The organism is Streptomyces triticirhizae (assembly GCF_003696235.1).
GTDB classification, from domain to species: Bacteria; Actinomycetota; Actinomycetes; order Streptomycetales; family Streptomycetaceae; genus Streptomyces; species Streptomyces triticirhizae.
Map to the genome: position 1 here is coordinate 1 of NZ_RFFJ01000075.1, position 25,705 is coordinate 25,705.

Annotated in this window: 18 protein-coding genes, 1 pseudogene and 1 riboswitch; of the genes and pseudogenes, 6 read left to right on the forward strand and 13 right to left on the reverse strand. The window is 73.0% G+C overall.

What is annotated here, in order from left to right; all coding sequences use genetic code 11:
• The first annotated feature begins 108 nt into the window (after positions 1-108).
• Positions 109-719 (forward strand): annotated as a pseudogene (locus EBN88_RS15060) (NADAR family protein).
• Between the two features lie 201 nt (positions 720-920).
• Positions 921-2,273: an alkaline phosphatase family protein gene (locus EBN88_RS15065; protein ID WP_158621384.1), complete on the forward strand. Its 1,353-nt coding sequence runs from the start codon at positions 921-923 to the stop codon at positions 2,271-2,273.
• A gap of 106 nt (positions 2,274-2,379) precedes the next feature.
• On the opposite strand, the gene EBN88_RS15070 is transcribed toward EBN88_RS15065, so the two are convergent.
• The 6 genes from EBN88_RS15070 to EBN88_RS15095 all read right to left on the reverse strand — a co-directional run bounded on the left by EBN88_RS15070 (position 2,380) and on the right by EBN88_RS15095 (position 10,669).
• Complete coding sequence (locus tag EBN88_RS15070) at positions 2,380-3,933, reverse strand: type 1 periplasmic-binding domain-containing protein (RefSeq protein WP_122184394.1); 1,554 nt, start codon at positions 3,931-3,933, stop codon at positions 2,380-2,382.
• 54 nt (positions 3,934-3,987) lie between these two features.
• Positions 3,988-5,964, reverse strand: coding sequence for a hypothetical protein (locus EBN88_RS15075; protein WP_122184395.1), 1,977 nt, complete (start codon positions 5,962-5,964; stop codon positions 3,988-3,990).
• Positions 5,965-6,245: 281 nt separating this feature from the next.
• Positions 6,246-6,542, reverse strand: coding sequence for a hypothetical protein (locus tag EBN88_RS15080; protein ID WP_122184396.1), 297 nt, complete (start codon positions 6,540-6,542; stop codon positions 6,246-6,248).
• Between the two features lie 209 nt (positions 6,543-6,751).
• Positions 6,752-7,156, reverse strand: coding sequence for a hypothetical protein (locus EBN88_RS15085; protein ID WP_122184397.1), 405 nt, complete (start codon positions 7,154-7,156; stop codon positions 6,752-6,754).
• Between the two features lie 185 nt (positions 7,157-7,341).
• Positions 7,342-9,654, reverse strand: coding sequence for a 5-methyltetrahydropteroyltriglutamate--homocysteine S-methyltransferase (gene metE, locus EBN88_RS15090; RefSeq protein ID WP_122184398.1), 2,313 nt, complete (start codon positions 9,652-9,654; stop codon positions 7,342-7,344).
• A 160-nt stretch (positions 9,655-9,814) separates the two neighbouring features.
• Positions 9,815-10,059, reverse strand: a riboswitch (cobalamin riboswitch).
• Positions 10,060-10,162: 103 nt separating this feature from the next.
• Positions 10,163-10,669, reverse strand: coding sequence for a GNAT family N-acetyltransferase (locus EBN88_RS15095; RefSeq protein WP_122184399.1), 507 nt, complete (start codon positions 10,667-10,669; stop codon positions 10,163-10,165).
• Positions 10,670-11,085: 416 nt separating this feature from the next.
• On the opposite strand from EBN88_RS15095, the gene EBN88_RS15100 reads away from it, so the two are divergent.
• Together EBN88_RS15100 and EBN88_RS15105 are read left to right on the forward strand one after the other, a co-directional pair.
• Entirely contained in the window at positions 11,086-11,955 is an 870-nt protein-coding gene (locus tag EBN88_RS15100) for a DUF5753 domain-containing protein (protein WP_122184400.1), read from the forward strand.
• Positions 11,948-12,763 (forward strand): SAM-dependent methyltransferase, encoded by an 816-nt coding sequence (locus EBN88_RS15105; RefSeq protein ID WP_122184401.1) that lies wholly within the window; start codon positions 11,948-11,950, stop codon positions 12,761-12,763. The genes EBN88_RS15100 and EBN88_RS15105 overlap by 8 nt, the downstream gene beginning before the upstream one ends.
• 117 nt (positions 12,764-12,880) lie before the next feature.
• Here the strand turns inward: EBN88_RS15105 and EBN88_RS15110 are convergent, their stop codons facing one another.
• The 7 genes from EBN88_RS15110 to EBN88_RS15140 all read right to left on the reverse strand — a co-directional run bounded on the left by EBN88_RS15110 (position 12,881) and on the right by EBN88_RS15140 (position 22,443).
• Entirely contained in the window at positions 12,881-13,426 is a 546-nt protein-coding gene (locus EBN88_RS15110; RefSeq protein WP_233580689.1) for a GTP-binding protein, read from the reverse strand.
• Between the two features lie 25 nt (positions 13,427-13,451).
• Positions 13,452-13,835 carry a DUF742 domain-containing protein gene (locus EBN88_RS15115; protein ID WP_233580690.1) on the reverse strand — a complete coding sequence of 128 codons (384 nt, stop codon included), beginning with the start codon at positions 13,833-13,835 and terminating at the stop codon, positions 13,452-13,454.
• Positions 13,836-13,839: 4 nt separating this feature from the next.
• Positions 13,840-14,268, reverse strand: a complete 429-nt coding sequence (locus EBN88_RS15120; protein WP_122184403.1) for a roadblock/LC7 domain-containing protein — start codon at positions 14,266-14,268, stop codon at positions 13,840-13,842.
• Complete coding sequence (locus tag EBN88_RS15125; protein WP_122184404.1) at positions 14,265-17,270, reverse strand: sensor histidine kinase; 3,006 nt, start codon at positions 17,268-17,270, stop codon at positions 14,265-14,267. The genes EBN88_RS15120 and EBN88_RS15125 overlap by 4 nt, the downstream gene beginning before the upstream one ends.
• A 331-nt stretch (positions 17,271-17,601) precedes the next feature.
• A complete protein-coding gene (locus EBN88_RS15130; protein ID WP_122184405.1) occupies positions 17,602-18,810 on the reverse strand; it encodes an NAD(P)/FAD-dependent oxidoreductase in 1,209 nt (402 codons plus the stop codon).
• An 88-nt stretch (positions 18,811-18,898) separates the two neighbouring features.
• A complete protein-coding gene (locus EBN88_RS15135; RefSeq protein ID WP_122184406.1) occupies positions 18,899-20,452 on the reverse strand; it encodes an amino acid adenylation domain-containing protein in 1,554 nt (517 codons plus the stop codon).
• Positions 20,449-22,443, reverse strand: coding sequence for a beta-ketoacyl synthase N-terminal-like domain-containing protein (locus EBN88_RS15140; protein WP_233580692.1), 1,995 nt, complete (start codon positions 22,441-22,443; stop codon positions 20,449-20,451). The genes EBN88_RS15135 and EBN88_RS15140 overlap by 4 nt, the downstream gene beginning before the upstream one ends.
• 1,190 nt (positions 22,444-23,633) lie before the next feature.
• Between EBN88_RS15140 and EBN88_RS15145 the strand changes: the two genes are divergently transcribed.
• A complete protein-coding gene (locus EBN88_RS15145) occupies positions 23,634-24,677 on the forward strand; it encodes a GAF domain-containing protein (RefSeq protein WP_122184407.1) in 1,044 nt (347 codons plus the stop codon).
• Positions 24,678-25,068: 391 nt separating this feature from the next.
• The coding region (locus EBN88_RS15150; protein ID WP_122184408.1) for a hypothetical protein at positions 25,069-25,705 on the forward strand (637 nt) is incomplete at its 3' end.

A 25,705-nucleotide genomic window follows, 5' to 3' on the forward strand; every position in this document is an offset into this window, starting at 1 on the left:
GGGCGCGGGCTCGGGCGCGCGCTGGCCGGCGCGCGCCGGCGCATCCTCCGTGGCCGCGACGGCGGTTAATCCCTGGCTCGCGCCCCGTTCAGCCGCCAGGCTGGGCGCATGGTTTCCCACGAGGCCCAGGACCACGACGCCCAGGACCCGCCCGCCGACCTCGCCGCGCTGTGCCGCTGGGAGCGGGCCGGGCGGAGGCTCGCCTACCTGTGTTTCTGGGGCCATCGGCCCGGCCGGCGCGGCGGGGTCGGGCCCTGGGTCCTCAGCCAGTGGTGGCCGTCCCCGTTCACCGTGGACGGCGTGCGCTACGCCACCGCCGAGCACTACATGATGGCGGCCAAGGCCCGGCTCTTCGGGGACGAGGAGACGGCGGCCCGGGTGCTGGCCGCGCCCCACCCGGCCGCCGCCAAGAAACTGGGGCGCGGCGCCGCCGGGTTCGACGAGGAGGTCTGGCGCGCGCACCGGATGGAGATCGTGATCCGGGGCAGTCTCGCCAAGTTCGGTCAGGACGCGGCGCTTTCCGCCTATCTGTTGGCCACGAGGGACGCGTTCTGGTCGAGGCCAGCCCGTTGGACCGCGTCTGGGGCATCGGCCGCGCGGCGGACGATCCCCTCGCCACCTCCCCCACCCACTGGCGCGGCGAGAACCTGCTGGGCTTCGCGCTGATGCGCGCCAGGAGCGCGCTGGCCGAGCGTGCGCTGAGTGAACGCGCCGACTGAACGCACCGGCTGAGCGCGCCAACTGAGCGCTCCGGCTGAGCGGAGCGTTCCTCCGGGCGCTCCTCCGGGCGTTCCTCCGGGCGCTCTTCCGGGCGTTCTTCCTGGGGCCGCGCGGGCGCCATGTGGCGTTGGTCCCGGGCCTCTTCGATCGTCCCCGGCGGGCCGCCGAGCGGCGGCGGCCCCGTACGGGAGGCGGTCACCATGCGGGCCAGACGAACGATCGACGCGCTGTCGGACCGGAGGCGCACCGGGCTGACGGCCCTGGCCGTGCTCACCGTGCTCGCGGTGTGCGCGGTGCTCCTGGCGGGCGGCACGGCGCCGGGGGCCCAGGCCGCCGGGCGGACGGCCGGCCAGGCGCCACGCGCCGACCATGTGGTGCTGCTGGTGTGGGACGGGTTCGACCCCGCGTACCGGCACCGGGTGGAGACGCCGAACCTGGACGCCCTGGCCGAACGGGGCTTCGTCGGCACCAGCCTGGGGGTGGCGCAGTCGATCACCAACCCGTCGATGTCCACGCTGGCCACCGGCGCCTTCCCGGAGCGGCACGGCAACACGGCCTATGTCTACGACCCGGAGGCCGGGGCCGCCGTGGGGCAGAGCCGCGCGCTGGCCGTGCCCACGCTCGCCGAGTCGCTGGCCGCGCAGGGCAGGACCCTGGCCTCGGTGCAGTGGTTCATCCTCCAGGACCACGGCGTGCGCTACGGGGACCCGCGCGCCCTCTACACCCAGCCGGGCGGCGCCTGCGCCGACCGCGTCGACCAGTTCGGCGACCTGCTGGCCGGGCGGCCGGTGACCTCGGACGGCGTCGAAGTCACCGTGCCGGATGTGCCGGACCTGACCGCCGTGTACTGCGACGACCTGGACGCCCTGGGCCACCGCGTCGGGCCGAACGACCCGTCGATCGACGCCCAGATGGCCGAGATGGACCGGCAGTTGGGGCGCGTGGTCCAGGCCACCAGGGACGCCGGGATCTTCGAACGCACCGCCTTCGTGCTGGTGGGCGACCACGGGATGACCGAGTTCGACCGGGCGTTCGGCGGGGAGTTGCTGGACGCGATCGCCTCGGCCGGGCTGCGCGGCGAGTTCCTGACCAGCGGCCGGTCGCCGGCGCCCGAGACGGACGTGGCCATCGTCGTCGGCGGCAGCGCCAGCCTGCACTTCCTCGGCGAGGCCGACAACGCGCGGAACGTGGCCAGGGTGCGGTCGGCCGTCGCCCGACTGCCCCAGGTGCGGGCCGTGTTGGGCGCCGGCGAGCAGCGGCTGCTGCGGATGAGCCCGGCCATGGGCGAGCTGGTGGTGGAGCCACGGCCGGGGTGGACGGCGGCGGCCGAGGCGCCGGCCGCGCCCGCCGGGCGGCACGGCTCGACCAGTGAGGCGCACGCCACGCTGCTGGTCGCGGGCGCCGGGGTGCGCCCCGGCGGCTTCGCGCTGCTGCCGCGCCATGTGGATGTGGCGCCGACCGTCTCGGCGTTGCTCGGCGCCGAGCCGCCGGCCGGGGCGCAGGGCCGGGTGCTGTGGGAGGCGCTGCGCGCCGGGCCCGGGCTCTCGGAGTGACCGATCCGGGGTTCGGCCCGCTGCCACGGCGACAGGGGCGAGGTGAACGCGGCCTTCCGCCGGGCGATGCCGGGGCCGGTGGTGCGGTCGGGGGCCGGCCGAGCGGTCAGGCCCCGGGGGTGGTGTAGAGCGCGGGGCGTTCGTCTCCGGGTGGGGTCTCGATGATGGGAACGGGCTTGCCGCCGGGGTCCCCGTCGCGGTCGACGGTGAACTCGAGGGTTCCGCTGGCGGCGGGGACCGCGTTGCCCAGGTGGAGCAGGAACAGCGCGTCGGTGACCCGGCTCGGGGTCAGCGGCTCGTCCGGCGCCTGGGCGTGGGTGACCCGGATGGCCTGGACGGCGACGGCGAGCGCGTCGTGGTTGGCCACCGCGTAGCCGTCCCTGAGCGTGGCCGGGACGTCCTCCTCGAACGGGACGTGCTCCTCGAAGGCCGCGTAGAAGTCGGCGAAGCCGGCCGGCGCCTCGGGGTTGGCGCCGCCGTCGGCGGACCAGGCCGGGTCCATCGCGGACGCCTGGACCACGGTGATGTGGCTGTCCGCCAGCCGCTGGCTCTCGCTCTCGTCGATCACCGGGCCGGTCTCGGCGAAGAGCACCGCGATCGGCCGGCCCCGGCAGGGCCGGCTGTGCAGGGACTCGACGAAGGCGTCGAGGTCGGCGGCGCGGCCGGCGAACAGCACCATGTCGGCCTCGGTGACGCAGACGTTCTGCACGGCGGCGCGGAAGAGCGCGGGCGCGGCGGACTCGCCGATGCTGGTGCCCTGGAACGGCTGGTCCGGGTTGTCCCCCAGCTCGGTCGCCAGCTCGGCGCGGAACGCGTCGGTGAGCGTGGTCACATGGAGGTCGGGGGCGCGGGTGTCGTGCACCAGCACCGCCTCGTCCAGCTCGTCGCGGGCGTGGACATAGGCGGCGAGCGCGGTCACGAAGTCGGTGTTGCTGGCGGTGACGCGCACCAGGCCGGGGACGGTCTCGGCGTTGAGCCGGTCGGCGCTGGCCGAGGCGGCGACCAGGGGGATGCCGTGCTCGGCGAGGCGTTCGGCCGCCGCCCTGCTGTGGTCGCTGCTCATCGACAGGCCGGCGACGGCGACCAGGGGAATGTCGTCGTCGGTCATGCCGACCAGCCGGTCGACGGCCGGCTCCCACTTGTCGTGGCGGGAGCCGGCGTTGGCCAGCAGGAGCTGGATCTGTGGGGTGGGGTCGCCGAGTTGACGGCCGTGGTTGGCGCGCATCTGGGCGGTGTAGGCGCCCTCCAGCGCGTGCAGCACCCGGGTGGGCGAGTGCGGGCCGCGCTCGTCGGCGGTGAGGGTGGACAGCAGCCCCACCTTGACGGCGGTGCCGCCCTCGTCGGCGACGCGCTCGTTCTCCCGCTGGATCAGCTGCTGGATCTCGCGGAACCGGTCGGCCAGCGCGTCCCCGGCCTCCGGGGGCAGGAACGGGGGCGAGCCATCGCTGACTCCGACACACTCGCCGCCACGATCGGTCAACTCCGACCCGCCGCAGTCGCGTTCGGCCAACCAGTCGGGCACCAGGAGCAGCGCGGCGGCCAGCACGACGAGCCCGAGCAGCGCGGAGAGCAGCCACAGGCCCCGGCGGGGCGGCGGCTCCCACGAGGGGTCGGCCTGGGACGAGCCCCCGTGGCCGGGGGCCTTGGACGAAGGGGGCATCTGCTCTCCTCGGGATGCGATCGGAACGGGTCGGCGCGGTCGGGAAGGAGCCGGTCAGGCCCACCACTGGGCCTGGCGCCGGTACTCCCGCACCGACTCCTGGAGCACCACCAGCCCGTCGGGCGAACGCGAGGCGAGCGCCGCCAGCGCGTTGGCGACCTGGGTGTAGAGCAGCTCGCGGGCCGTGCCGTGGAGCGGGTCGCTGACGATGCGGAGCGCCGCCAGCAGGTGCGTCATGCGGGTCGTGGTCTCCTCGCCCAGCGAGGCGGCGCCCGTCGCCTCCCTGGTGAGGGCGTGGAACAGGGCGTGCGGCGGCTGGCGTTGCGCCTCCACCGAGCCGAGCGGGGCGCGCGCGACCTCGTCCAGCAGGGCCAGCCAGTCGGCGCCCGGCGTCCTCGGCAGCAGCTCGGCCAGCTCGATGGCGACCTCGCGCAGCTCGCCCAGCGCCAGCCGGTGGTAGAGCCGGCCGGCCAGGTCGCCCCGCTCCACGCAGTGCTCGTGCAGGCTGGCATGGGCCTCGCGCCACTCCTCGGGGGCGCGGGCGAGCCGGCGGCGCAGCAGCCGCAGCAGCACCGCCGAGCCGGCGCCGGCCGACGGGTCCCAGGGCTCGACGCCCTCCCCCCAGACCACGTTGGCGAGCCCGGAACGCTGGCTCAGCCACAGCGACTCGGCCGCGTTCCGGCCGGCGGCGCAGCGGGCGATGAGGTCCAGCCGGCCGTCCGCGTCGGGGAGCAGCCGGTACAACAGCCGCTGCTCGGCGGAGCGGCGCGGCGCGGCGGGGCCGTGGGCGCCGCCGCCGGCCGGGTCGGGCACCGGCTCCTCCAGCAGCTCGGCGACGGATGCGGCGCCGTCCCGCCGGGCGGCGAGGGCGCCGGCCAGCACGCCGACCACCTCGGGGTGGCCCTGTGTGAACTCGTGGACCAGCCGGGCCAGTCGGCGGTCGGCCGGGCCGTGCACGGCGGCGTCGCTGAGCAGCCGCTGGACGTCCGCCCTGGCCAGGTCGGGGAGCCGGTAGCGCAGCCAGGCGGGGAGTTCGCGGGCGTTCGCGGACGGGGGGATCTCGTCGAGGGGGGCCTCGGGGGTGTCGGCCAGCTCGGGCGGCGCGACCCGGCCGGTGGCGACCACGGTCAGCGGCTCGGCCCTGGCGCCGGGCTCCAGCGGGGGGCGGGCGTCGAGCAGTCGGCCGAGGAAGGCGCGCCCGGCCGGGGCGTCCACGTTGTCCAGGAGCAGCAGCGGCGTGGGCAGCGCGTGCACCCGGCGCGGGGCGTCCCGCAGGTCGGCGAGGAACGCCTCGCAGAGCAGCTTGTCGACGTTGTCCCGGGCGGCGCGCAGCCGGGCGTCCATGCCGGGCGGGGCCCCGGCGCCGCCGGCGCCCCCGGTGACACGCAACTCCCTGGCCCAGGTGTTCAACTCGATCAATGTGTCCAGCGCGTGGTCGGTCCTGCCCCGGTCCCGGTGGCCGAACCACACCTGGGAACGGCGCGGGAAGGTGGGGAAGACCAGGGCCAGCCCGGCGGCAACGGCCTGGAGCGGCAGCCGGAACAGGAGCGTCATGGCGCCGGCCGTGACGCCGGCCTCGGGGGGCTCCCCGGTGAGTTCGCGCAGGAAGCGCTGCGGCCACCGGGCGCCGCGCCGCTGTCTGAGGCGCTGCCGCAGGGCCTCCCTGCTCTGCTCGAAGTCCCCGCCCGGCAGGCTCTGTTCGGCGACGAGCAGGGCGATGAGCAGGCGGGGGAAGCGCAGCCTGCCGTAGCGCGGGCGGTAGCGGGTCAGACGCTCGGCCAGCACGGTGAGGGTGTGCGGGATCTCGTCGTAGCGGTTGTCGGCGAAGTCCACCCTGGCGTAGGGGATGTACTGGTTGACCCGGTCGTCGAGGACCTGGAGCAGCAGCGACTTGCCGCTGCCCGGGCCGCCCTGGAAGAACACCACGGGGCGGCGGCTGCCGGGCGGGTACGCGCGACCGGCGCGGGTCAGCGCGTGCACACCACGGATCGCGGCCTCCCGCTCGAAGACGGGTTGTCGTGTGGCGACCATGTGATCCTCCCCCTGCCTCACGGTGGCGGGCGGCGCACGCCGGCGCATGAAGGCACCGAGTGACGCGGCTGTCACTCCTCACCCCACGTACCCCGAGTTTCGCGCGTCACACCGGGACCCCACCCGGTATTCGCACCCGGAGTTCACCCAACGGTCCGTCAACACGCGCTTGACGGCGGGCGGTTGACGCCCGTCCCCGGCCGGCGCGTGGCACGGCCGGGGGCGGGCGCCCGGCGGGGACCGGCGAGCCCGGCGCCGGGTTCGTCGGCCGGGCCGGCCCCTCAGTGCCGCATCAGCGAGCGGACCATCCGGCACGTCGTGTCGGATGGGTAGCGCACGCCGATCAGCGGGGCGAGCGCGCGTATGCGCTCGTTGCTGGCGCCGGCCGGGTGGTAGACGCCGGTGTCCAGCAGGGCCGTGGCCAGCCGCAGGGCCTTGAGCCTGCGGTTGTGCGACTCGTACCAGGCGCGGGGCTGCCCGGCGGGCAGGGGCTTCCTGCGCAACTCGGGGGCGGACAGGGTGGGAGAGGGAAGCGTGAGAGGGAGCGGAAGCGGTGTTGCGACAGCGGCCATCGGCACCTCCGGGAACGACGGCTGACCATTCGAACGCTTTCGATTCTACGGGCAGCCACTGACAATCCCCGCTGGTCAGCGACGGTCAGGGGGACGGGAGTTAAGCCTCAGGACGGGTGTGATCAAAGGGGGCCAAGAAGCGATCGAACCGCTCCACGAACCACCCAGGAGCGGGCGGGAACGGGCCGGGAACGCGCCGGGCCCGCGCGCGTCCGTCACTCGACGGGCGGCGGGCCCTCGATGCCCCACACCGCCAGGGAGCGGGTGAACGGGTGCTTGGCGACGACCAGTCCGCCGGCGGCGAGCAGTTCGGAGAGCGCGTCCTCCATCGCGGTCAGCGTGGTGTTGCGCAGCTTCTCGGCCGGACCGTCGGGCCGTTCGTCCTCCGCCGTGGCCCACAGCTCGGCCGAGGTGCGCCACCGGATCACCACATGGTCGACCGGGCCCTCGCCCGGTCCCTCGCGCTCCAGGCAGACCCCGACCCCGCCGTTCTCGGCCGCCAGCGGGAGCCCCACCAGGCGCACCGCCTGGCGCACGCGCTCCACCAGGTGCGCCGGCAGCTGCCGTTCGTCCGACGCCGGGGCCGGTTGGCCGTTGCTGCTCCGTGTGTCACCGCTCACACCCTCAGCCTGCCGCAAGCACACCCGCAGGGGAATCGTTCTCCCGCGACTTCGTTCCCACCGGCCCCGTCGGGCGGGCCGGGCCGGCCGGGCCCGTTCCGGTCGAAGGAGAACCTCCTCCGACCGGAAAGGCCCCCGACCGGACCTCGAACGGACCCCGGCCGGACCTCGAACCGACCGACGGATCAGGACAGTTGGGCCCGCAGCGTCCGCGCCGCCTCGACCAGGTGGGTCAGGGCGTCGCGCACCTCGGGCCAGGCCCGGGTCTTGAGGCCGCAGTCCGGGTTGACCCAGAGCCGCTCGGGAGGAATCGCGGCCAGGCCGGCCCGCAGCAGCCCGACGATCTCCTCGCCGTCGGGCACGCGCGGGGAGTGGATGTCGTAGACCCCGGGACCCACCTCGCGCGGATAGCGGGCCGCCGCCAGCTCGTCGGCCACCCGCATGTGGGAACGGGTCGCCTCCAGGCTGATCACGTCGGCGTCCAGGTCGTCGATGGCCTGGAGGATGTCGCCGAACTCGGCGTAGCACATGTGGGTGTGGATCTGGGTCTCCGCGCGAACCCCGCCGGTGGTGAGGCGGAACGCCTCGGTGGCCCAGTCCAGATAGGCCGGCTGGTCGGCGGCCCGCAGCGGAAGGGTCTCCCGAAGCGCCGGCTCGTCCACCTGGATCACGGCGGTGCCGGCCGCCTCCAGGTCCAGCACCTCGTCGCGCAGGGCGAGCGCCACCTGGCGCGCGGTCTCGGCGCGTGGCAGGTCGTCGCGGACGAAGGACCAGGCCAGCATGGTGACCGGGCCGGTGAGCATCCCCTTGACCGGGCGGTCGGTGAGGGACTGGGCGTAGCGGGTCCACTCCACGGTCATCGGCGTCGGGCGGGAGATGTCGCCGGCGAGGATCGGCGGCCGGACGTAGCGGGTGCCGTAGGACTGGACCCAGCCGTGCTGGGTGGCGAGATAGCCGGTGAGCTGCTCGGCGAAGTACTGCACCATGTCGTTGCGTTCGGGCTCGCCGTGCACCAGCACGTCGAGGCCGGCCTTCTCCTGGAAGGAGATCGTCTCCCTGATCTCCTCCCTGACCCGCTCCTCGTAGCCGGCGGCGTCCAGCCGGCCGGCCCGCGACTCGGCGCGCGCGGCGCGCAGCTCGGTGGTCTGCGGGAACGAGCCGATGGTGGTCGTCGGCAGCGGCGGCAGCGCCAGCCGGGCGCGCTGGGCCACGGCCCGCCGGGGATAGGGCTCGGGCCGGCGGGTGTCCGCCGGGGTGACGGCGGCGGCGCGGGCGCGGACGGCCGGGTCGCGGGTGATCGGGGAGCCGGAGCGGGAGGCCAGGTCGGCCCGGTTCGCGGCGAGTTGGGCCCCGATCGCGTCCGCGCCCTGGGTGAGGCCCCGGGCGAGGGTGACGATCTCGGTGACCTTCTGGCGGGCGAAGGACAGCCAGCGCAGGATCTGTGGGTCGATGTCCCGCTCGACGGAGGCGTCCAGCGGAACGTGCAGCAGCGAGCAGGAGGCGGCGACATCGACACGGTCGGCGAGGCCGAGCAGGGTGGCCAGGGCGGCCAGCGAGCGCTCCAGGTCGTTGATCCACACGTTGCGGCCGTTGACCACGCCGGCGACCAGCCGCTTGCCTGGCAGGCCACCGGCGGCGGCGAGGTCGTCGAGGTTGCGGGCGGCGGGGCCGGTGAGGTCGAGGGCGAGGCCGTCGATCGGGGCCTTGGCCAGCACCGGCAGCGCGGCGCCCAGCCGGTCGAAGTAGGAGGCGACCAGCAGCCGGGGGCGGTCGGCGAGGGTGCCCAGCTCGCGGTAGGCGCGCTCGGCGGCGGAGAGTTCGGCCGGGGTGCGGTCCTGCACCAGGGCGGGCTCGTCCAGCTGGACCCACTCGGCGCCCCGCGCCCGCAGGTCGGCCAACACCTCGGCGTAGACGGGGAGGAGGCGGTCCAGCAGGGTCAGCGGCTCGAAGCCCTCGTCAACGCCGGGGGCCGGCTTGGCCAGCAGCAGGTAGGTGACGGGGCCGACCAGCACGGGGCGCGGGGTGAGGCCCAGCGCCAGGGCCTCGCCGAACTCGGCGCACTGCCGGCCGGAGTCGGCGGAGAAGATCGTGTCGGGGCCCAACTCGGGGACCAGATAGTGGTAGTTGGTGTCGAACCACTTGGTCATCTCCAGGGGCGCGACCTCCTGGGTGCCACGCGCCATCGCGAAGTAGCCGTCCAGCGGGTCGGCCTCGAAGGCGGCGCGGTGCCGGGGCGGGATGGCGCCGACCATCACGCTGGTGTCCAACACGTGGTCGTAGAGGGAGAAGTCCCCGGTCGGGACCTCGTCCAGGCCGGCCTCGGCGAGCTGGCGCCAGGTGGTGGCGCGGAGTTCGGCGGCGGTGGCCAGCAGAGTGTCGGCGTCCAGGCGGCCCTTCCAGTAGCGCTCGATCGCCTTCTTGAGCTGCCGGTCGGAGCCCTGGCGGGGATAGCCGTGGACGGTGGCGCTCACTGCCGCGGCTGCGGGCTGAGTGGTCAAGGAACTCTCCTTCGCGAGATGTGTCCCGTCTGGCCGGAGACCGGGAACGGGCGCGAAGGCGTGGCAACGGCGGTGCTCCACGCGGCCGGAGGGCACGCGAGGTCCACGCGTCGTGTTCACGCGACCCGCCCACGAGGTCACCGAACCACCGCGCGCGACGGTCGCGCACGGGCAGGTGGCAGGTCTTCGGACTCGCGGGCAGCCGCACCGGAACGCGCTCGTCGCCGAGCGCGCTCGCGTCGCGGACCTACTGGCCGTCGCTTCCCAGGCCCGATCGGGGCCCAGTGCGTATGACGGCGGTCGTTCCCACTCACCGCTGCGGGGCAGTGCCGGAATCCCACCGGCTTCCCTCTTCACGACGCGCCTGCCTGGCGGGCAGGGCGAACCAGCTGCGCCCACCAGCGTAGCGCCTCCGCCCCCCCGCGATGGGGTGATCGTGGAACACGTCCGCCGGGCGGGCCGGTTGGGACGAGCCGACGGACCGGAGGTCAGCGGGGCCGGTGGCGGGTCACGGGGTCCCGTCGTGCGCGAGGTCACGCTGGTACCAGGTGCCCGGCTCGCCCTCGAGGTCGGCCGGCTCGGCGGGGCCGACCGGCACGAATCCGGCCCTGGTCAGCACCTTCTGGGACGCGACGTTGTCCCGGGCCGCCGCCGCTCGCAGGGTTCGCAGCCCGTGGCTCGCCACCGCCAGCCGGCACACCTCCCGCACGGTCGCGGTCGCCAGTCCACGGCCGGCGACGTGCCGCGCGACCCGGTAGCCCAGCACGGCGGTGCCGTCCTCCAGGTCGAGCAGGTTGAACCGTCCCAGGACCGAGCCGTCCTCGGCCAGCAGCACATAGAAGCAACTGATGCCGGCCTCCTGCTCCGCCAGCAGGGCACCGTGTCGCTCGGCGAAGCGGTCGAAGTACGCATCGCCACGGTCGGGAACCGAGGCGGCGAAGTACGCGCGGTTCGCCCGCTCGAAGGCCAGGACCGCCGGAGCGTGGTCGGCGTGGAGGCGCTTCAGCTCAGGCATCGTCCAACCCTACGCAGGCCGTGCGCGCGGGACACCCGGGTTTCCGCCGCGACGGGAGGCCGCGCCGAAGCGGCCCCCGCCCGTCCCGCCGCGTGGCCGGGCGGACGTTCGTGGTGCCCTCGGGGCGCTCCTCCACCGACCCGGGGAACCGGAGGTGTACCGGAAACGTCGAGTGGGCGGCAACTGTTCACGGTCGCACGGGGGTTCGCACTACGCTGCCTTCCGGCGGCGCCGTTCGTCGCGTTCTGCGAGTGACAGAATGAACAACACGAGAGCGCGGGAACGCCCCGGTCGCGAGAGCCTCCGGAGCCGACGGAGACACCGGAGACGCCGGAGGCGCGGGGGCGTGACGAGCCGCGCGGGACGAACGGGAAGTACACGAAGTACCGGAAGTACGGGAAGAGAGGGAGTCAGCCATGTCGACTGGTCGCGTCCCCGCGACGGCCAGCCGGCTGTTGCTGGGAGCCAGACTCCGCGCGCTCCGGCTGTCCGCCGGCCTCTCGATGGCCCAGGCGGCCTGCGCGCTCGACATCTCGCCGTTGACCCTGCGCCGCGTCGAGGAGGGGCGGGCCGCCCTGGCCGCCGACCAACTGCCGCCCCTGCTGGCCGCCTACGGCCGCCACGACCCGGCGGAGAACGCCGAGCTGCTGCGGCAGGCCGAGCGCGCCAACCGGCCCGGCTGGTGGGAGCGTTACCGGGACGTGCTGCCCGACTGGCTCGCCGACCACATCGCGCTGGAGGAGCACGCCCAGTTCGTCCGCGTCTACGCCCCGGCCGTCATCCCCGAGCTGCTCCAGAGCCCCGGCTACGCCCTGGCCCTGCTGCGCATCCAGCACCCCGACGACCCGCCCGAACTGCTCACCCGCCGCGTCGAGTTGCTGGTCGGCCGGCAGGCCGTCCTGGAGCGCGCCAACCCCGCGCCGCCCGCCGTCTGGGCGCTGGTCGAGGAGGCGACGCTGCGCCGCCGGGTCGGCGGCCCCGCCGTGATGCGGGAGCAGTTCGCGCATCTGCGGCGGCTGGCCGAACGCCCCGGCGTCACCATCCGGGTGATGCCGCTGCGCACCCCGCACTCCGCGCTGCTGTGCGGGCCGGTCCAGATGATCAGGTACCGCCCCTCGGACCTGGCCGACCGGGTGCTGCTGCGCACGCTCGACGGCGTCGAGGTCAGCGAACGGCCCGACGTCGTCCGCCAGTACCTGATGGCGCTGGACTCGGCGGCGTCCGTTCCGGATAGCCTGCCGATCAACGACTGGATCGCCAAGTGGGAGGAACGAGCCGTTGCTTGAGGAACAGATCGACCCGAACAAGCCCGACCCGGCGCGGGTCTACGACTGGTTCCTGGGGGGCAAGACCTCCTACCCGGCGGACGAGCAGGCCGGCCAGTTCGTGGCCAACATCTGGCCGGGCGTGAAGACGGCGGCCAGGGCCAACCGCGCGTTCATCCACCGCGCGGTCCGCTGGCTGGCGGGCGAGGCCGGCATCCGCCAGTTCCTCGACATAGGCACCGGCATCCCCACCGAGCCCAACCTGCACCAGACCGCGCAGGGCGTGGCGCCCGACGCCCGGATCGTCTACACCGACAACCGGCTGATCGTGCTCCGCTACGCCGAGGCGCTGATGACCGGCACCGCCGAGGGCCGCACCGCCTATCTGCACGCCGACTTCTTCGACCCGCCCAGCATCCTCGACAGCCCCCGGCTCACCGAGGTGCTCGACCTGGACCGGCCGATCGCCCTCTGTCTCAACGCGCTGCTGCACTACATCGCCGACGACGCCGAGAACGGCGTCCCCGCCCACGAGTTGGTCGCCGAGTACGTGCGCGCCCTGCCGTCCGGCAGCTATGTGGTGATCACCCATGTGACCAGCGACTTCGACCCGCCGACCTGGGAGCGCATCGCCAACGTCGACCGGGCGGCCACCGGCCAGATGGGGCAGATCAGGAACGAGGCGGAGATCCGGCGGTTCTTCGACGGGCTTGAGCTGGTCGAGCCCGGCCTGGTCCCCCCGCAGGACTGGCGCCCCGACGGGCCGGTGCCGCCGGAGGCCACCCACGCCACGGTCTCCATGTGGGCCGGCGTCGCCCGCGTGCCCTGACGGCGGAGCCCGCGCGACCCCGACAGAGCGGCGGGTGGCCGTTCCCGGTTCTCTCACCCGGGAACGGCCACCCACGGGCCGGCGATCGTCAACGCCCCACACGCCGTGGGGCGTTGATCAGTGGACGGCCACCGCCTTCGCCGACTCCAGCAGGGCCAGCAGCACCCTCTTGCTCGACTCCCGCTGGCGCACGTCACACATCACCACCGGCGCCGGCTTGCGCAGGTTCAGCGCCGCGTTGACCTCCTCGGCCGTGCACTCCTTGCGCCCGTAGAAGCAGTTGATGCCGATGGCGAACGGGATGCGCCGCTGCTCGAAGAAGTCGACCGAGGCGAAGCTGTCCGCCAGCCGGCGCGGATCGGTCAGCACCACGGCCCCCAGCGCGCCGGCCGCCAGGTCGTCCCACATGAACCAGAACCGCTCCTGGCCGGGCGTGCCGAAGAGGTACAGCACATGGTCGGCGTCGAGGGTGATCCGTCCGAAGTCCATGGCCACGGTGGTGGTGGTCTTCTCCGGGATCTGGGCGAGGTCGTCCACGCCGACGCTCGCCTGCGTCATGTACTCCTCGGTCTCCAGCGGGGGAACCTCGCTGACCGAGCCGATCATGGTGGTCTTGCCCACCCCAAAACCACCGGCGACCAGGATTTTCAGCGCCGTTGGCATCGCCAGCTGCGCGCCCCCCGGCTGGCTATAGCCTGCGGATTCCATTGATGACCCTCTCCAGTAGTTCCACACTGGGGGCTGACGCCTCATGACTCGGCTTCTTGACAGAGATCATGGACTTGTCGAGCAGATCCCCGCAGAGCACTTTCACCACACTGGCCGGCAGGTCAAGCCGCGCCGCGATTTCGACGATCGCCAGTGGGCGTTCCTGTGTTAAATCGAGGATGGCGGTCAACTCCGGTTGTTCGCGACGCCTGTCCAGGGTGCGCGAGGCCGGCAGGGCGACCACCAGGGTGATCAGGGCGAAGTCCGAACCGTCTGGGGAGGTGCGGCCCCCGGAGATAGCGTAGGGGCGGACGAGGTATCCGGACTCCTCATCGAACCACGAAGCTTTCTTCCTGATCGTCACCGAATTAGTGCCCCGAAGCCGTGGCCGACGAGGGCTCGGTCCGAGGGGCGGCGCTGAGGTACTCGCCGACCTGTTGCACGATGCGGGTCATCTCGTAGGCGGCCATCCCCGCGTCGACCTTGTCGGAGGTCAGCACGGCCAACTGGGCGCGCTGGCCGGCGTTGGTGACGAAGAGGAAGGCGTTGTCCATCTCGATGACGGTCTGCCGGACGTGTCCCCCCTGGAAGCGCAGCGAGGCGCCACGGGAGAGGCTCTGGAGACCCGAGGCGACGGCCGAGAGGTGCTCGGCGTCGTCCCGACCGAGGGCGGAGGAACGGGCGAGGGGCAGCCCGTCCTGGGACAGCACGATGGCGTGGTGGACCTCGGGCACCCCGGCCACCAGGTTGTCCAGAAGCCAGCCCAGGTGGGCACTGGCGTGGGTCTGGTCGGTCATCGCTGATCCTTCCTCGCAGTTCCTTCCGCATCGGCTTCGTATCCGGCGGGTTGCGCCTGCGGGTCATGTCCTTCGGCAGGGGGTGCGGGCTGGGTGGCGCGGGCGCGTTTGTTTCCCGACTGGATGGCCGCCATGGTGGCGCCTGCCCGACCGGGGGAGAGGGGACGGGACAGGGCCTCGTCGTCCGCCCCCGGGCGCAGGTGCGCCTCCGCGCGGAGCTGCTCCGCCAGACGTTCTCCCCGCACGCGCACGGGGAGTTTCAACGGCGTTCCCGACCCGGCGCCCGGCTGGGGGGTCGCCTCGATGGTGCGGGGTGGTGCTTCGGTCGCGGGGGGTGTGACATCCGTATGTGCACGGGGCATATCTTCCGCCGTCCGGACCGACTTGTCGATCGGCGTCCCACCGCGCGGGGTGCTCCGCGTGGGGAGGCCGCTCTCGGTCCTGGGGGCCGCGACCCGGGACGGGGCGGGCCCGCCGGTCGGACGCGGCGCCGGGCCACGGCCGGCGGGCTGGGGGCCCGGACGGTCCGAACGGCCGGCCGAACCAGGCGTGTTGGGCGTGTTGGGCGTGCTGGGCAACAGGCCGGCACCTCCGTACGCGGGATATCCGCTGTCGTCGTAGACGGTGGGCGGGTGGGGCAGTGCCTCCGTTTCGACGTCGTGCGGCTGGCCCAGGGGCGCCGTGGGTTCGTGCTGCGGGGCGACGGCGGGGCCGTCGTGGACGCCATGGCCGGTGTCCAGGGGGCCGGTGTCGGGGGAGCCACCGTCGAGGGCGAAGGCGTGGCCCTCGTCGTAGGCGCGGCTCTCGCCGTAGGCGTGGCCCTCGTCGAGCGCGGGGGCGCGCTCCTCCTCGGGGGCGCGCGTCGATCCGCTCGCGCCGATGCCGGCCGGTTCGCGCTCGGGGCGCTCGTCGCCGCCCAGCGGGGGCGCCGGCTCCAGGCCGCCGCCGATGGGGCGGTGGGGCTGCGGCGGGTCGATGTCCGCCGCGTGTGGGGCGGTGAGGGCCTGGGTGGTCTCCACCTCGGTCGGCGCCGCCTCCGGGGTGGCCTGGGCCGTGTCGCCCATGATCCCGGAGAGGATCGAGGAGCCCTCCTCCAGCAGCTCGTGCGGCAGCAGCACCACGGCGAGCGTGCCGCCGTAGGGCGAGGAGCGCAGCACCACTTCGAGGCCGTGCCGCTTGGCGAGCCGGGCGACCACGAAGAGGCCGAGGCGGGGCGCCTCGCCCAGGGTCATCATGTCCAGCTTGGGCGGGTCGGCCAGCAGGTTGTTGAGCCGGGTGTACTCGGCCTCGGACATGCCCAGGCCCCGGTCGATGATCTCCACCGCGACCCGGCCCTTGGCCACCGTCTGGGCGCTGACCGAGACCTTGGTGTCCGGCGGGGAGAACGAGGTGCCGTTCTCGATGAGTTCGGCCAGCAGGTGCACGACGTCGGCCACCGCGCGGCCGGTCAGCGCGACCCGGGGCACCGGCGGCGCCTCGACCCGGCTGTAGTCCTCGGTCTCGGAGATCGCGCTGCGGATCACCTCGTAGATCGGGACCGGTTCGCCCCAGCGGCGGCCCGGCATGGCGCCGCCCAGGATCAGCAGGTTCTCGGTGTGGCGGCGGACGCGGGTCGCCAGGTGGTCGACGGCGAAGATGTCCTTCAGCAGCCGGGAGTCCTGGTGCTCGCGCTCCAGCTTGTCCAGCTTGGGGATGATCCGGTTGATGAGGATCTGGGTGCGGCGCGCCAGGCCGAGGAAGACGGTCTCGGAGCCCTCCCGGCCCCTGGCCTGCTGGACGATGGTGTCCATGACCTGCTGCCGCTGCCGGCGCAGCGCGGCGGCGAGCTGCCCGACCTCGTCGTCGCCGAAGGGCCGCTCGGCGGGGGCGGCGGGGGCCTCCAACTGGCCCTCCCGACCCATCCGTTCGACCAGCTGGGGCAGCGTCACGTCGGAGACCTCGTCGGCCGCCTCGCGCAGCGCGCCGATCCGTTCCAGCAGCGAACGCACGGAGCGCACCGCCAGCACGGCGGCGGCGATCAGCGCGGCCAGGGCCAGCACGGTGCCGACCGCGGCGCCGAGGAGCATCCGCGAAGCCTGACTCGTCGCCTGGGAGTTGGCGGAGGCGAACGTGTCGTCGCTGAGCTGCCACAGCTCGGCGCCGACGTTCTCGGCGGACTCGCGCCAGGCGTCGGCGTCGGAGGGCAGCGCGGTCGCCCCGCCCTCGCCCGGTGTCTCCACGGCGACCAGCTCGGCGACCTGGGAGGTCTCGGTGAGGCTCTCGAAGGCGTCGGCCTGGTTCTGCGGCAGGTCGCCGATGTTCAGCGCGGTGCGGGTCTGGACCTGGAGCGCCAGCGCCTGGGCGTACGCCTGGGCGACGGCCTGCTGGTCGGCGCCCTCCTCGGTGGCCGTGTACAGCAGCGCGTCCTGGCGGGAGAACGCCTCGGTCAGCTCGATCAGGTCGGTGGCGGCGGCCGCGCGGTGGCTCAACTGGCCGTCGTCGCTGCGGTGGGCGGCGTCCAGCAGGGCGATGGCCTCGCCCACGGTGTCGCTGAAGGCGCGGTGGGTCTCGGTGCCGGTCAGCTCGCCCGCGTCCATGGCGGTGCGGCGCTGGTCCAGCTCCGTCAGCGAGCCGTCGAGCCGGCCGGCCCAGCTGCGGAGCGTCGAGCTGCCCGAGGCGAGTTCGGAACGTGCGGAGCGGAACCGGTCGGCCGCCTGGTCGGTGGTGGCGCGGGCCTCCTCGACGGCGTCCCTGGACTCGGCGTCGTCGGCCGCCAACCAGGCGGCGGTGGCGCGGCGTTCGTCCTGGAGGCCGGCGATCAGTTCCCGGGCCGGGGCCCCGACCGAAGCGGCGCGATCGGCGTCGGACCTGAGCTTGAGACTGTCCCCAACCAGATCACTTCCCGCCCAGCCCCACAGGGCGGTGAGCGTGAGCGCGGCGATGAGGACCGGCAGAACCAGCGAAATCCGGAGAGATCTACGCGAAGTTCTGGGATCTCTGCGTCGGTCGCGTATGCCTGACATCTGATTCCTCGGGGGCGGCGGAACGATGATAGCGATAAGGGACACCCATAGCAGGGATGCGTACAATGTCCGGTTGCTACAGTGGAAATGTCGTTTTCGCAGCGTAACGCCACGTCAACTAACGTCCAACCCGGTGCACCGTACCAGGTCACGTCGAACACATCCGGCCAAGGGCCGTTGATCTCCGACGACGTCATCCGCCCTGTCAGGCACCGCCGTTGCCACGGCCTCGAAACGGAACCCGAAGCCGCCCCCCGACCTCACACCTCCCTTCACGGGTCCCGCGCAGTTCCACAACGGTTCACAGCGTTTCACCACAGCCTTCAACAGCTCACAACAACGCCATCAGCCGCGGCGTGTACAGCGACTCCAGCGACCCGATGCCCGCGACCAGGTCGAAGTAGATCGAGGTCAACTCCTCGTCCTGACGCACCGCCCGCAGCAGGGACAGCCGCTCCTCGTGCACCTCCAACTGGGCGACGCTCAGCGTCGCTTCGAAACCGCCGGTCAGCGCCTTGTCGCGGTCGGCGGCGAAGGCGTCGAGCGCCTCGTCCAACCGCGCCGGCTCCGCCAGCCCGTCCCCGATGTGCCGCACCAGGGACTCCGCCTGGTAGAACGCGTCGCTGATCCCGCGCGCCGTGATCGAGTCCTTGTGGTGCCCCGCGTCCCCGACCAGCGCCCACCCCGGGCCCGTGGCCTGCCGGAAGAAGTTCCGCTGGTCCCCGGTTCCACGCAGCCGCTCGACCGGCCGCCGCCCCGCCATCCGGTCGTACAGCTCGGGCGCGGTGCTCCTGACCTGCTCGGTGTAGGCCGCCTCCGCGTCCCGGCGCACCTCGTCGAACCGCGCCTGCGGGAAGTACGCCAACACCAGCGTCGCCCCCGCGTTGGTCGGCACGGCCGCGACCCAGGCTCCGGGCCGCTCGTACAGTTCCAGGCACGCCGGAAGGTCATCCCAGTAAGCGTAGTAAGCGCAGGTGAACGTGGGTTTCCGGGAGGTGAAGGGAGCGTCACACAACTCGGCGACCCTCGACCGCATCCCGTCGGCGCCGACCACCAGCCGGGCCCGCTCGGTGAACGGGCTCCCCCGGTGGGTGCCCGCCACCCCGACCACCCGGCCGTTCTCGTCCCGCAGCAACTCGGTGACGGTGCACCGTTCCCGGAACTCCACGCCGGCGGCCACCGCGCCCTCCAGCAGGATCGCGTCGAGCACGAAGCGGCGCGGCGCGTAGCCGGCCCGGTGCCCGTCAACGCCCCGCCCGCAGCCGGTCAGTTCGACGTCGCCGACCCGGTACCGGACCCGGTCCAGCGGCGGACAACCGGAGTCCACCACGCGCCCCAGCAGACCCCAACGCCCCAGCGCCGCGACGCCCGGCTGGTGCACGAGATGGGTGGAGAGGGTGTCCGAGGGGAATTCCGCCCGGTCCAGCAGCAGTACGCGGTAGCCGGCCCTGGCCAACAGCATCGCCGTGGGGGAACCGGCGCAGCGCGCGCCCACCACGATGGCGTCGAACGCGTCGCGCCCACCGTTCGCGTCATTCATGGTGTCAGCCTCACAGTTTCGGCGATCTCGGCCAGGCGGATTTCGACCGCGATGGTTTCAACGGCACGGAGCACAACGCCGGCCACTTTCAGGAACGGTCCGATTCGAAGGTCCCGGCCAGGGCACGGCGGTCGATTTTCCCGTGGGCGTTCAGGGGAAGTTCGTCAAGCACCGTGATGCGACGCGGAATCATATAGGGCGGCAGCCGGTCGCCCAGCGCCGAGTACAGCGGCTCGGGGGCGGCCCCGCTGCCACTGACCGCGGCGACCAACTCCTTCTCCCCGTCGGCTCCCTGGACCGCGACGACCACCGCGTCCCGGACGCCGTCCTGATCGCGCAGCAGTGCCTCGATCTCTCCCGGCTCGATCCGGTAACCACGGATCTTGACCTGCTGGTCCACGCGGCCCAGGTGCACCAACAGCCCGTCCCCGCGCGCGATCCGGTCGCCGGTGCGGTACCAGTGCTCCTCGGTCAACGGGCCCTCGCCGGTGTACGGGTGCACCGTTCCGGCAGCGTCGACCGTCAGGAAGCGGCCCGCGTTGTTGGCCGGGTCCAGGTAGCCGGGGAAGCGCTGCGGGCCGCGCACACACAGCTCGCCGTCGTCGGTCGGGGCGCCGTCCTCGTCGAGCAGCAGGAACTCAAGACCGTCGTAGCCCGCGCCCAGCGGGGCCGTGCCGTTGGACGTCGTCGGCCAGTCCGCCGGATCGGCCGGCAGCCGGTACTCGGTGCACGAGACCGTCAGCTCGCTGGGGCCGTACAGGTTCTCGATCCTGCTGTTCGGGGCGGCGGAGGCCCACGCCCTGGCGCCGGAGAGCGGCAACGGCTCGCCGCCGAAGACGCTCCAGCGCAGACTCGGCATCGCGCCCGGCTTCAGGGTGCCCAGCTGGTCGGCGAACGACAGCAGCGACGGCACCGAGAACCAGTGTGTCAACTCCCGGCTGGCGATGAACTTCACCGGCGAGATCAGCTGACTGCGCATCGGCACCACCAGCGTCGCGCCCGAGCCCCAGGCGACGAAGAGGTCGTAGACGGAGCCGTCGAAGGTCAGCTCGAAGGTGCCGGACATGCGGCTGCCGGGTCCGGCCTCGGCGCGCGGCACCACGTGGGAGAGATAGGCCGTGACGTTGCGGTGCGCGATCGGCACGCCCTTGGGCACGCCGGTCGAGCCCGAGGTGAAGACCAGGTAGGCGATGTCATCGGGAGTCGTCGGGCACGTGGGCGCCTCGGCGTTCCCCGCCGCGAGGGCGCGCAGCTCCTCGGTGGTGAACGCCAGCGTCACCACGCCCGGCGTGACGTCCGCGGACGCCGGGTCGGCGATCACCAGGTCGACGTCGGCCGCGGCGACGACCGCCGCGTTGCGGGCCGGCGGCGCCTCGGGGTTGAGGGGCACCAGGGTGGCGCCGACCCGGAGGGCCGCCAGATAGCCGACGTAGGCGGCCACCGAGCGGCTGGCCGAGAGCCCGACGCCGCGCGGCCTCCGGCCGCCGTTGACCGCCAACAGCCGGACGGCCAGGCCCTCGACCAGCCGGCGCAGTTCCCCGTAGGTGAGGCGCTCGGCGCCCACCTCCAGCGCCGGTTGGTCGGGGTGCTCGGCCGCCGGGACGGCGAACCAGTCGAAGAGCGTCACACGCCCACTGTTCATGCGGCCTGTGCCTCCAGCACGTGAAGCCAATTGCGGAAGTCGCCCACGGTGCGCAGCTGGGCCAGCTCCTCGGCCTCCACCTCGTAGCCGTGGTCGGAGGCGAGGCGCAGGATGATGCGCACCCGCGCCAGGGAGTCGATGCCCATGTCGGCCAGGAGCGAGGTGTCCGAGTAGTCGGCGGACGCGCTCCTGGCGTGTTCGCGCAGCACCGTGACGGCGAGGTCGGCGTCGGCGTCCTGGGCGTCGACCGGCCGTTCGCCGGGCCAGTAGCGCCGGGTCTGCCACGGGTAGGTGGGCAGCGGGACATAGAGGTGGTCGGAGCCGAACACGCTCTCCCAGCGCACCTCGTGGCCGCGCCGGTACTGCTCGGCGACGGCCGCCAGCGGCAGCGAGGCGATCTCGGGCTCCACGGGCCGGCCCGGGTCGCCCAGCGCGCGCACCATGTCCTGGTGCGAGCCGGCCATCACGGCGAGCCGGTAGGGGTGGTGCTGCCGGCGGGTCGCCGCGCTGTAGCAGATGTCCCGCAGCGCCAGTTCGGCGCCGGCGCCGCCGGGCGAGAGGTAGTGGACGTAGGAGCGGACCAGCTCCTGGAGCGCGGCGCCGGAACGGGCGGAGAGCGCGAGGAGGCAGACCTCGTCGTCGTCCCCCGGGCGGCGCGGGTCGGCGTTCCTGGAGGTGATCGTCTCGCCCTGGCGCAGCACCACGTGGGCGTTGAGCGCGGACGAACCCTGGCCGCTGACGCCGGCGACGAGCGCGCGGCCGGCACTGGGCAGCTCCTGGAGGCTGGTGGGGATGGCCAACGGCAGCTGGTCCCAGGCGACGTGCGGGTTGAGCCGGGTGACGTTGAGGCTGGGCGGCACCTGGCCGTGCTCCAGCGCCAACACCGCCTTGATCAGGCCGGCGACGCCGCCGGCGGCCTCGGCGTGGCCGATGTTGGTCTTCACGGAACCGATCAGGGCCGGCCGGCCCGCCGGGCGTCCCTCGCCCAGCACCTGGCCCAACGCGGTGATCTCCAGCGGGTCCAGGGTCGGGGAGCCGGAGCCGTGGGCCTCGACGAAGTCCACGTCGGCCGGGGACACTCCGGCGTCCTCGTAGGCCCAGCGCAGCACGTCCACCTGGCCCTGGAGCGAGGGGGTGAGCACGGAGTCGCTGGTGTGGCCGTCGTTGCCGATGGCGCTGCCGGCGATCACCGCGCGGACCCGGTCGCCGTCGGCTATCGCCTGGCGCAGCGGCTTGAGGACCACCACGCCGACCGCGTCGCTGGGCGCGAAGCCCTCGGCGTCCGCGTCGCCGAACCTGACCCGGCCGTCCCTGGAGAGGGTGCCGGCCTGGGTCATCAGCACACCCTCGTCGGGGCGCAGCAGCAGGTTGACGCCGGCCGCGATCGCCAGCCTGGTCTCGCCGGCGCGCAGGCTCATCACGGCGGAGTGCACGGCGGTCAGGGAGGAGGAGCAGGCGGTGTCGACGACGACACTTGGCCCGCGTAGATCAAAGGTGTGGGAGAGCCGTGCGGCCAGCAGCGAGCGGTAGTTGTGGAACGCGGTGGCGTTGACGGTCGTCAGGCCGCGTCGGTACTGCTCCTCCACGAAGTCGGAGCGGGCGGCGCCGACGAAGACGCCGGTGCGGGTGCCGGCGAGGGCGTCGGGCCGTTGACCCGCGTCCTCCAGGGCCTCCCAGGTGGACATGAGCAACAGGCGCTGCTGGGGGTCGAGTTCGGTGGCCTCGCCCGCGGAGATGCCGAAGAACTCGGCGTCGAACTCGGCCATGCCGCTGACGTACCCGGCACGGCGGGCGCCGATCGTGCCGGGGGCGGGGTGCGGAGAGTAGAGGGCGTCCACGTCGTAGCGGTCGGCGGGGGTCTCGCTGGTGGCGTCCAGGCCGTCGCGCAGCACCTCCCAGAACTGGTCGGGGTTGTCCGCGCCAGCGAGGCGGCAGGCCATGCCGATCACCGCCACCGCGCGTTCCTCGACCTCCGCTGTCGAACTCTTCACCAGTCAACTCCTTCGATTTCCTGACGTCCTCGCGTTGGTGCGGTGTTCGTGCGTGGTGCTCTGGTGCGGGGTGGTGCGGTCCTGCGGTCTTGCGGTCCTGCTGATGGTGCGTCGGTGATGCGTCGGTGGTGCTGGTGGTGCTCGCCGTGCGGGTGGTGCGGGTCGGGCCGGGGTGCCTTGTGGCGCCGCCGATGCGATTGCTCACTCTCCGTGGAAAGTTGAGCATTTTGCTTCCTGTGTGTAGCTACCTGCTTGCGGGTTGTTTCTGTGCCTGGTCGAACTTATACGGGGCCGGACCCCCTGTCCGCCCCCGTCCCCTATCGGTAGGCCACCCCCCTGGCCTGGTGAGTGGTAACGCGCCATGTCCGATGCGGGTCTTCGTTTTCTCTGCGATCAGCCTCGCTCACCTGGGCCGGATGCCCGCGTCATATGCCTGACGACAGGGCAGGATGCCGTCTTCGGCGGGGAAGCGCCATCCCTGGAGCGGCGTTCCGGACTCCTGTCGGCCGGAGCAACGTTGCTGGCCAACGGACCGTCAGGCGCCTTCTCGAAACGGACAGTTCGGGATCTGCCGAGCAGGTCGGACGGGAGGGCTGTCCGACCCGCCGGAAATGGCCGGATCGAGGCCCCGTTGGCCCCGGCGCGGACGCTTGCTCTCGGCTGTTTCATGACCTCGCGGCTGACGACGTGATGCTGGCGACTGACACGGCAGGGGCACCCTACGCGAAGGTAGGCGATCAACTCACGGCTCTTAACCGGCTCTTTACAGTGATGCCACGACTTCAACCGATCAGATTCCGGGACAGAGGTGACCACCCGGTGCGCGCCGCGCCTCAGGGGACACATCCACGCACCTTCGCCCGTTTCCGGCGGCGCCTGCGCGCGTGATGACAGCGAACCCACCGCACGATTGTCGTACGGGCCATCGGCTTCCGCCCACTTTCGATTGGGAATGACGAGAACTGAGCGCGGCAGGATTGAGAAGGTCGGGATCTGGACAAGCTGAGGGGTTACGTTGCTCGGCCCGCTCTCCCCCTCCGTTGGCTCCCTGCCATGTCAGACGCCCTCCGTGCCGCGAGCGACCCGTGAGCATCGGGAACGGGATGTGACGAAACCCGCGCGACAAAAGGAGGGCCAAGTACCCCTGTGGGGCGGCGCATTGCCCATTGCTTCTGGTTTCATGTGTGCCCATGAAGCCCCTGACACCCGATCACGCCCCCAACGAGGGTGAGCAGCGCAGGCGGCGGTTGCAGCTTCTCGGTCTGAACGACTCCGAGCCCGAGGCAAAGTTTGACCGCATCGCCCGGCTGGCCGGCAGTCTTGCCCAGGCACCCCTTGCCATGGTCAATTTCATCAGCGACGACCGTCAGATGTTCCGTGGTATGTACACCCCGCCGACGGCGGCCGAGGACACCATGGGCGAGAGCGACGGTCGCGGCATAGCCTTCGACCTCGGCAGCATCCCCGAGATAGCCCGCGAGGCGCCGATCGACTACGGGTTCTGCCCCCATGTCGTCGCGCAGGGCTCCCAGTTGGCCCTGGACGACGTCTTCGACTACCCCAGGTTCAAGGGCAACCCGCTGGTCAACGAGATGGGGGTGCGCGCCTACCTCGGCACCCCGCTCCTGGACCACACCGGGCAGATCCTGGGGACGGTCTGCGTCGCCGACATGCGTCCCCGCCAGTGGGACTCCCGCCACATGGAGGGGATGCAGAACCTCGCCGAGACGCTGCTCTCCGAGTTCCAGCTGCGGGACAGCCTGCTGACCCAGCAGCAGGAGATGTTCGCGGTCTTCGACGGCGCCCCGTTCCCGATCATGCTCACGCAGGGCCCCAACCACCTGCTGCGCTACGCCAACGCCAAGCAGGGCGCCTCGTTCGGGCGGGTCCAGCAGCTGAGCGTGGGCCGCGAGTCGCTGCCGGGCCTGGACGCCGTCGGCGTCTTCGCGACGATGGACCGGGCGTACCACACCGGTCAGACGGCCAGCCTGGCCGAGGCCAGGATCGCCTCCTACGACGCGACCACCCCGCAGAACTTCACCTTCACCTGCACCCCGGTGCGGCTCTCGCCGAAGGCCCCGGTGAGCGGCGTGCTCACGGTCGCGGTGAACATCACCAACCAGTCCCCCGCGCAGAGCGAGGCCCAGCAGTTGGCCGCCGACTTCACCTCCCAGGTGGAGCGCCTCGGCTCCGGGGGTGTCCCCGGCTGGTCCCAGCCCCGTCCGGTGATCTGAGACCGGGGCCGGTCCACCCGCCGGCCGCGTTCAGCGACCGAAAAGGGCTTCCAGAGGGGCTACTCTCAGCCATTCTGCGGTGGTTGATCGTGACGGTTACCGCGCCATCCCGGTGGCGCGGTAACCGTTTCGCGCGCTCTGCGAGGATTCCGTTCCGTTTCCTCTCCGGCGCCCCGCGCCGCGTTCACCTCCGCGCCGGGCCGCGCCGCCCCCGCGCCGCGCCCTGGTCGCCTTCGCCGTCCTCGACCCCGTGTGCCCGATCGGCCCCGTGCCCCCGATCGGCCCCGTTCGACGTGCGGGTTCGGTCCGGGGGCCGTTGGCTGGTGGGCACGGCGAGGCCCCGGGCGACCGGTCGGGCCTCGGGCTGGGCGACAGAGAAGGACGCGCGCACATGACCGACACCTCGACCAGGGCGGCGGTGGCGGCCGGGCTGGCCGCCGGCTATGTCCTCGGCCGGACGAAGAAGGCGAAGCTGGCCCTGGTGATCGCCTCCTACGCACTGGGCCGCAAGGCGAATCTGAACCCGAAGGACCTGGTCGGCGAGGGGATGCACCGACTCGGCGGCTCGGAGCACTTCGGGAAGCTCGGCGAGCGGGTGCGCGAGGAGCTGTTCTCCAGCGGCCGCTCGGTGGTCTCGGCCGCCCTGCACCGGGGCTATGACACCGTGGCCGACGCCCTGGCCGAACGTTCCAAGGCGCTGCTCGACGGCCGCCTGACCGACGTGGTCACCGGGGACGGCTCGGCCGAGCAGGAGGCCCCTGAGCAGAAGAAGAAGGAGGAGGCCGAGCCGGACGAGGCCCCGGAACCCGACGAGGAGCCGGAGCCGGAACCGGCCAAGGAATCTGACCGGAAACGGCGCGGCACCCGGGCACGTTCGGCCGCCTCCGACGATGACGACGACGCGCCCGAGCCGGACGCCGGCGCGGACTCCGGCCGCTCCGGGGGCGGCGGCCGCGCCAAGGAGTCCCGCGCCAAGGAGTCCCGCGCCCCGGGCCGCCGCCGGCCAGGCGAGCCGCTGGCGCCGCGCG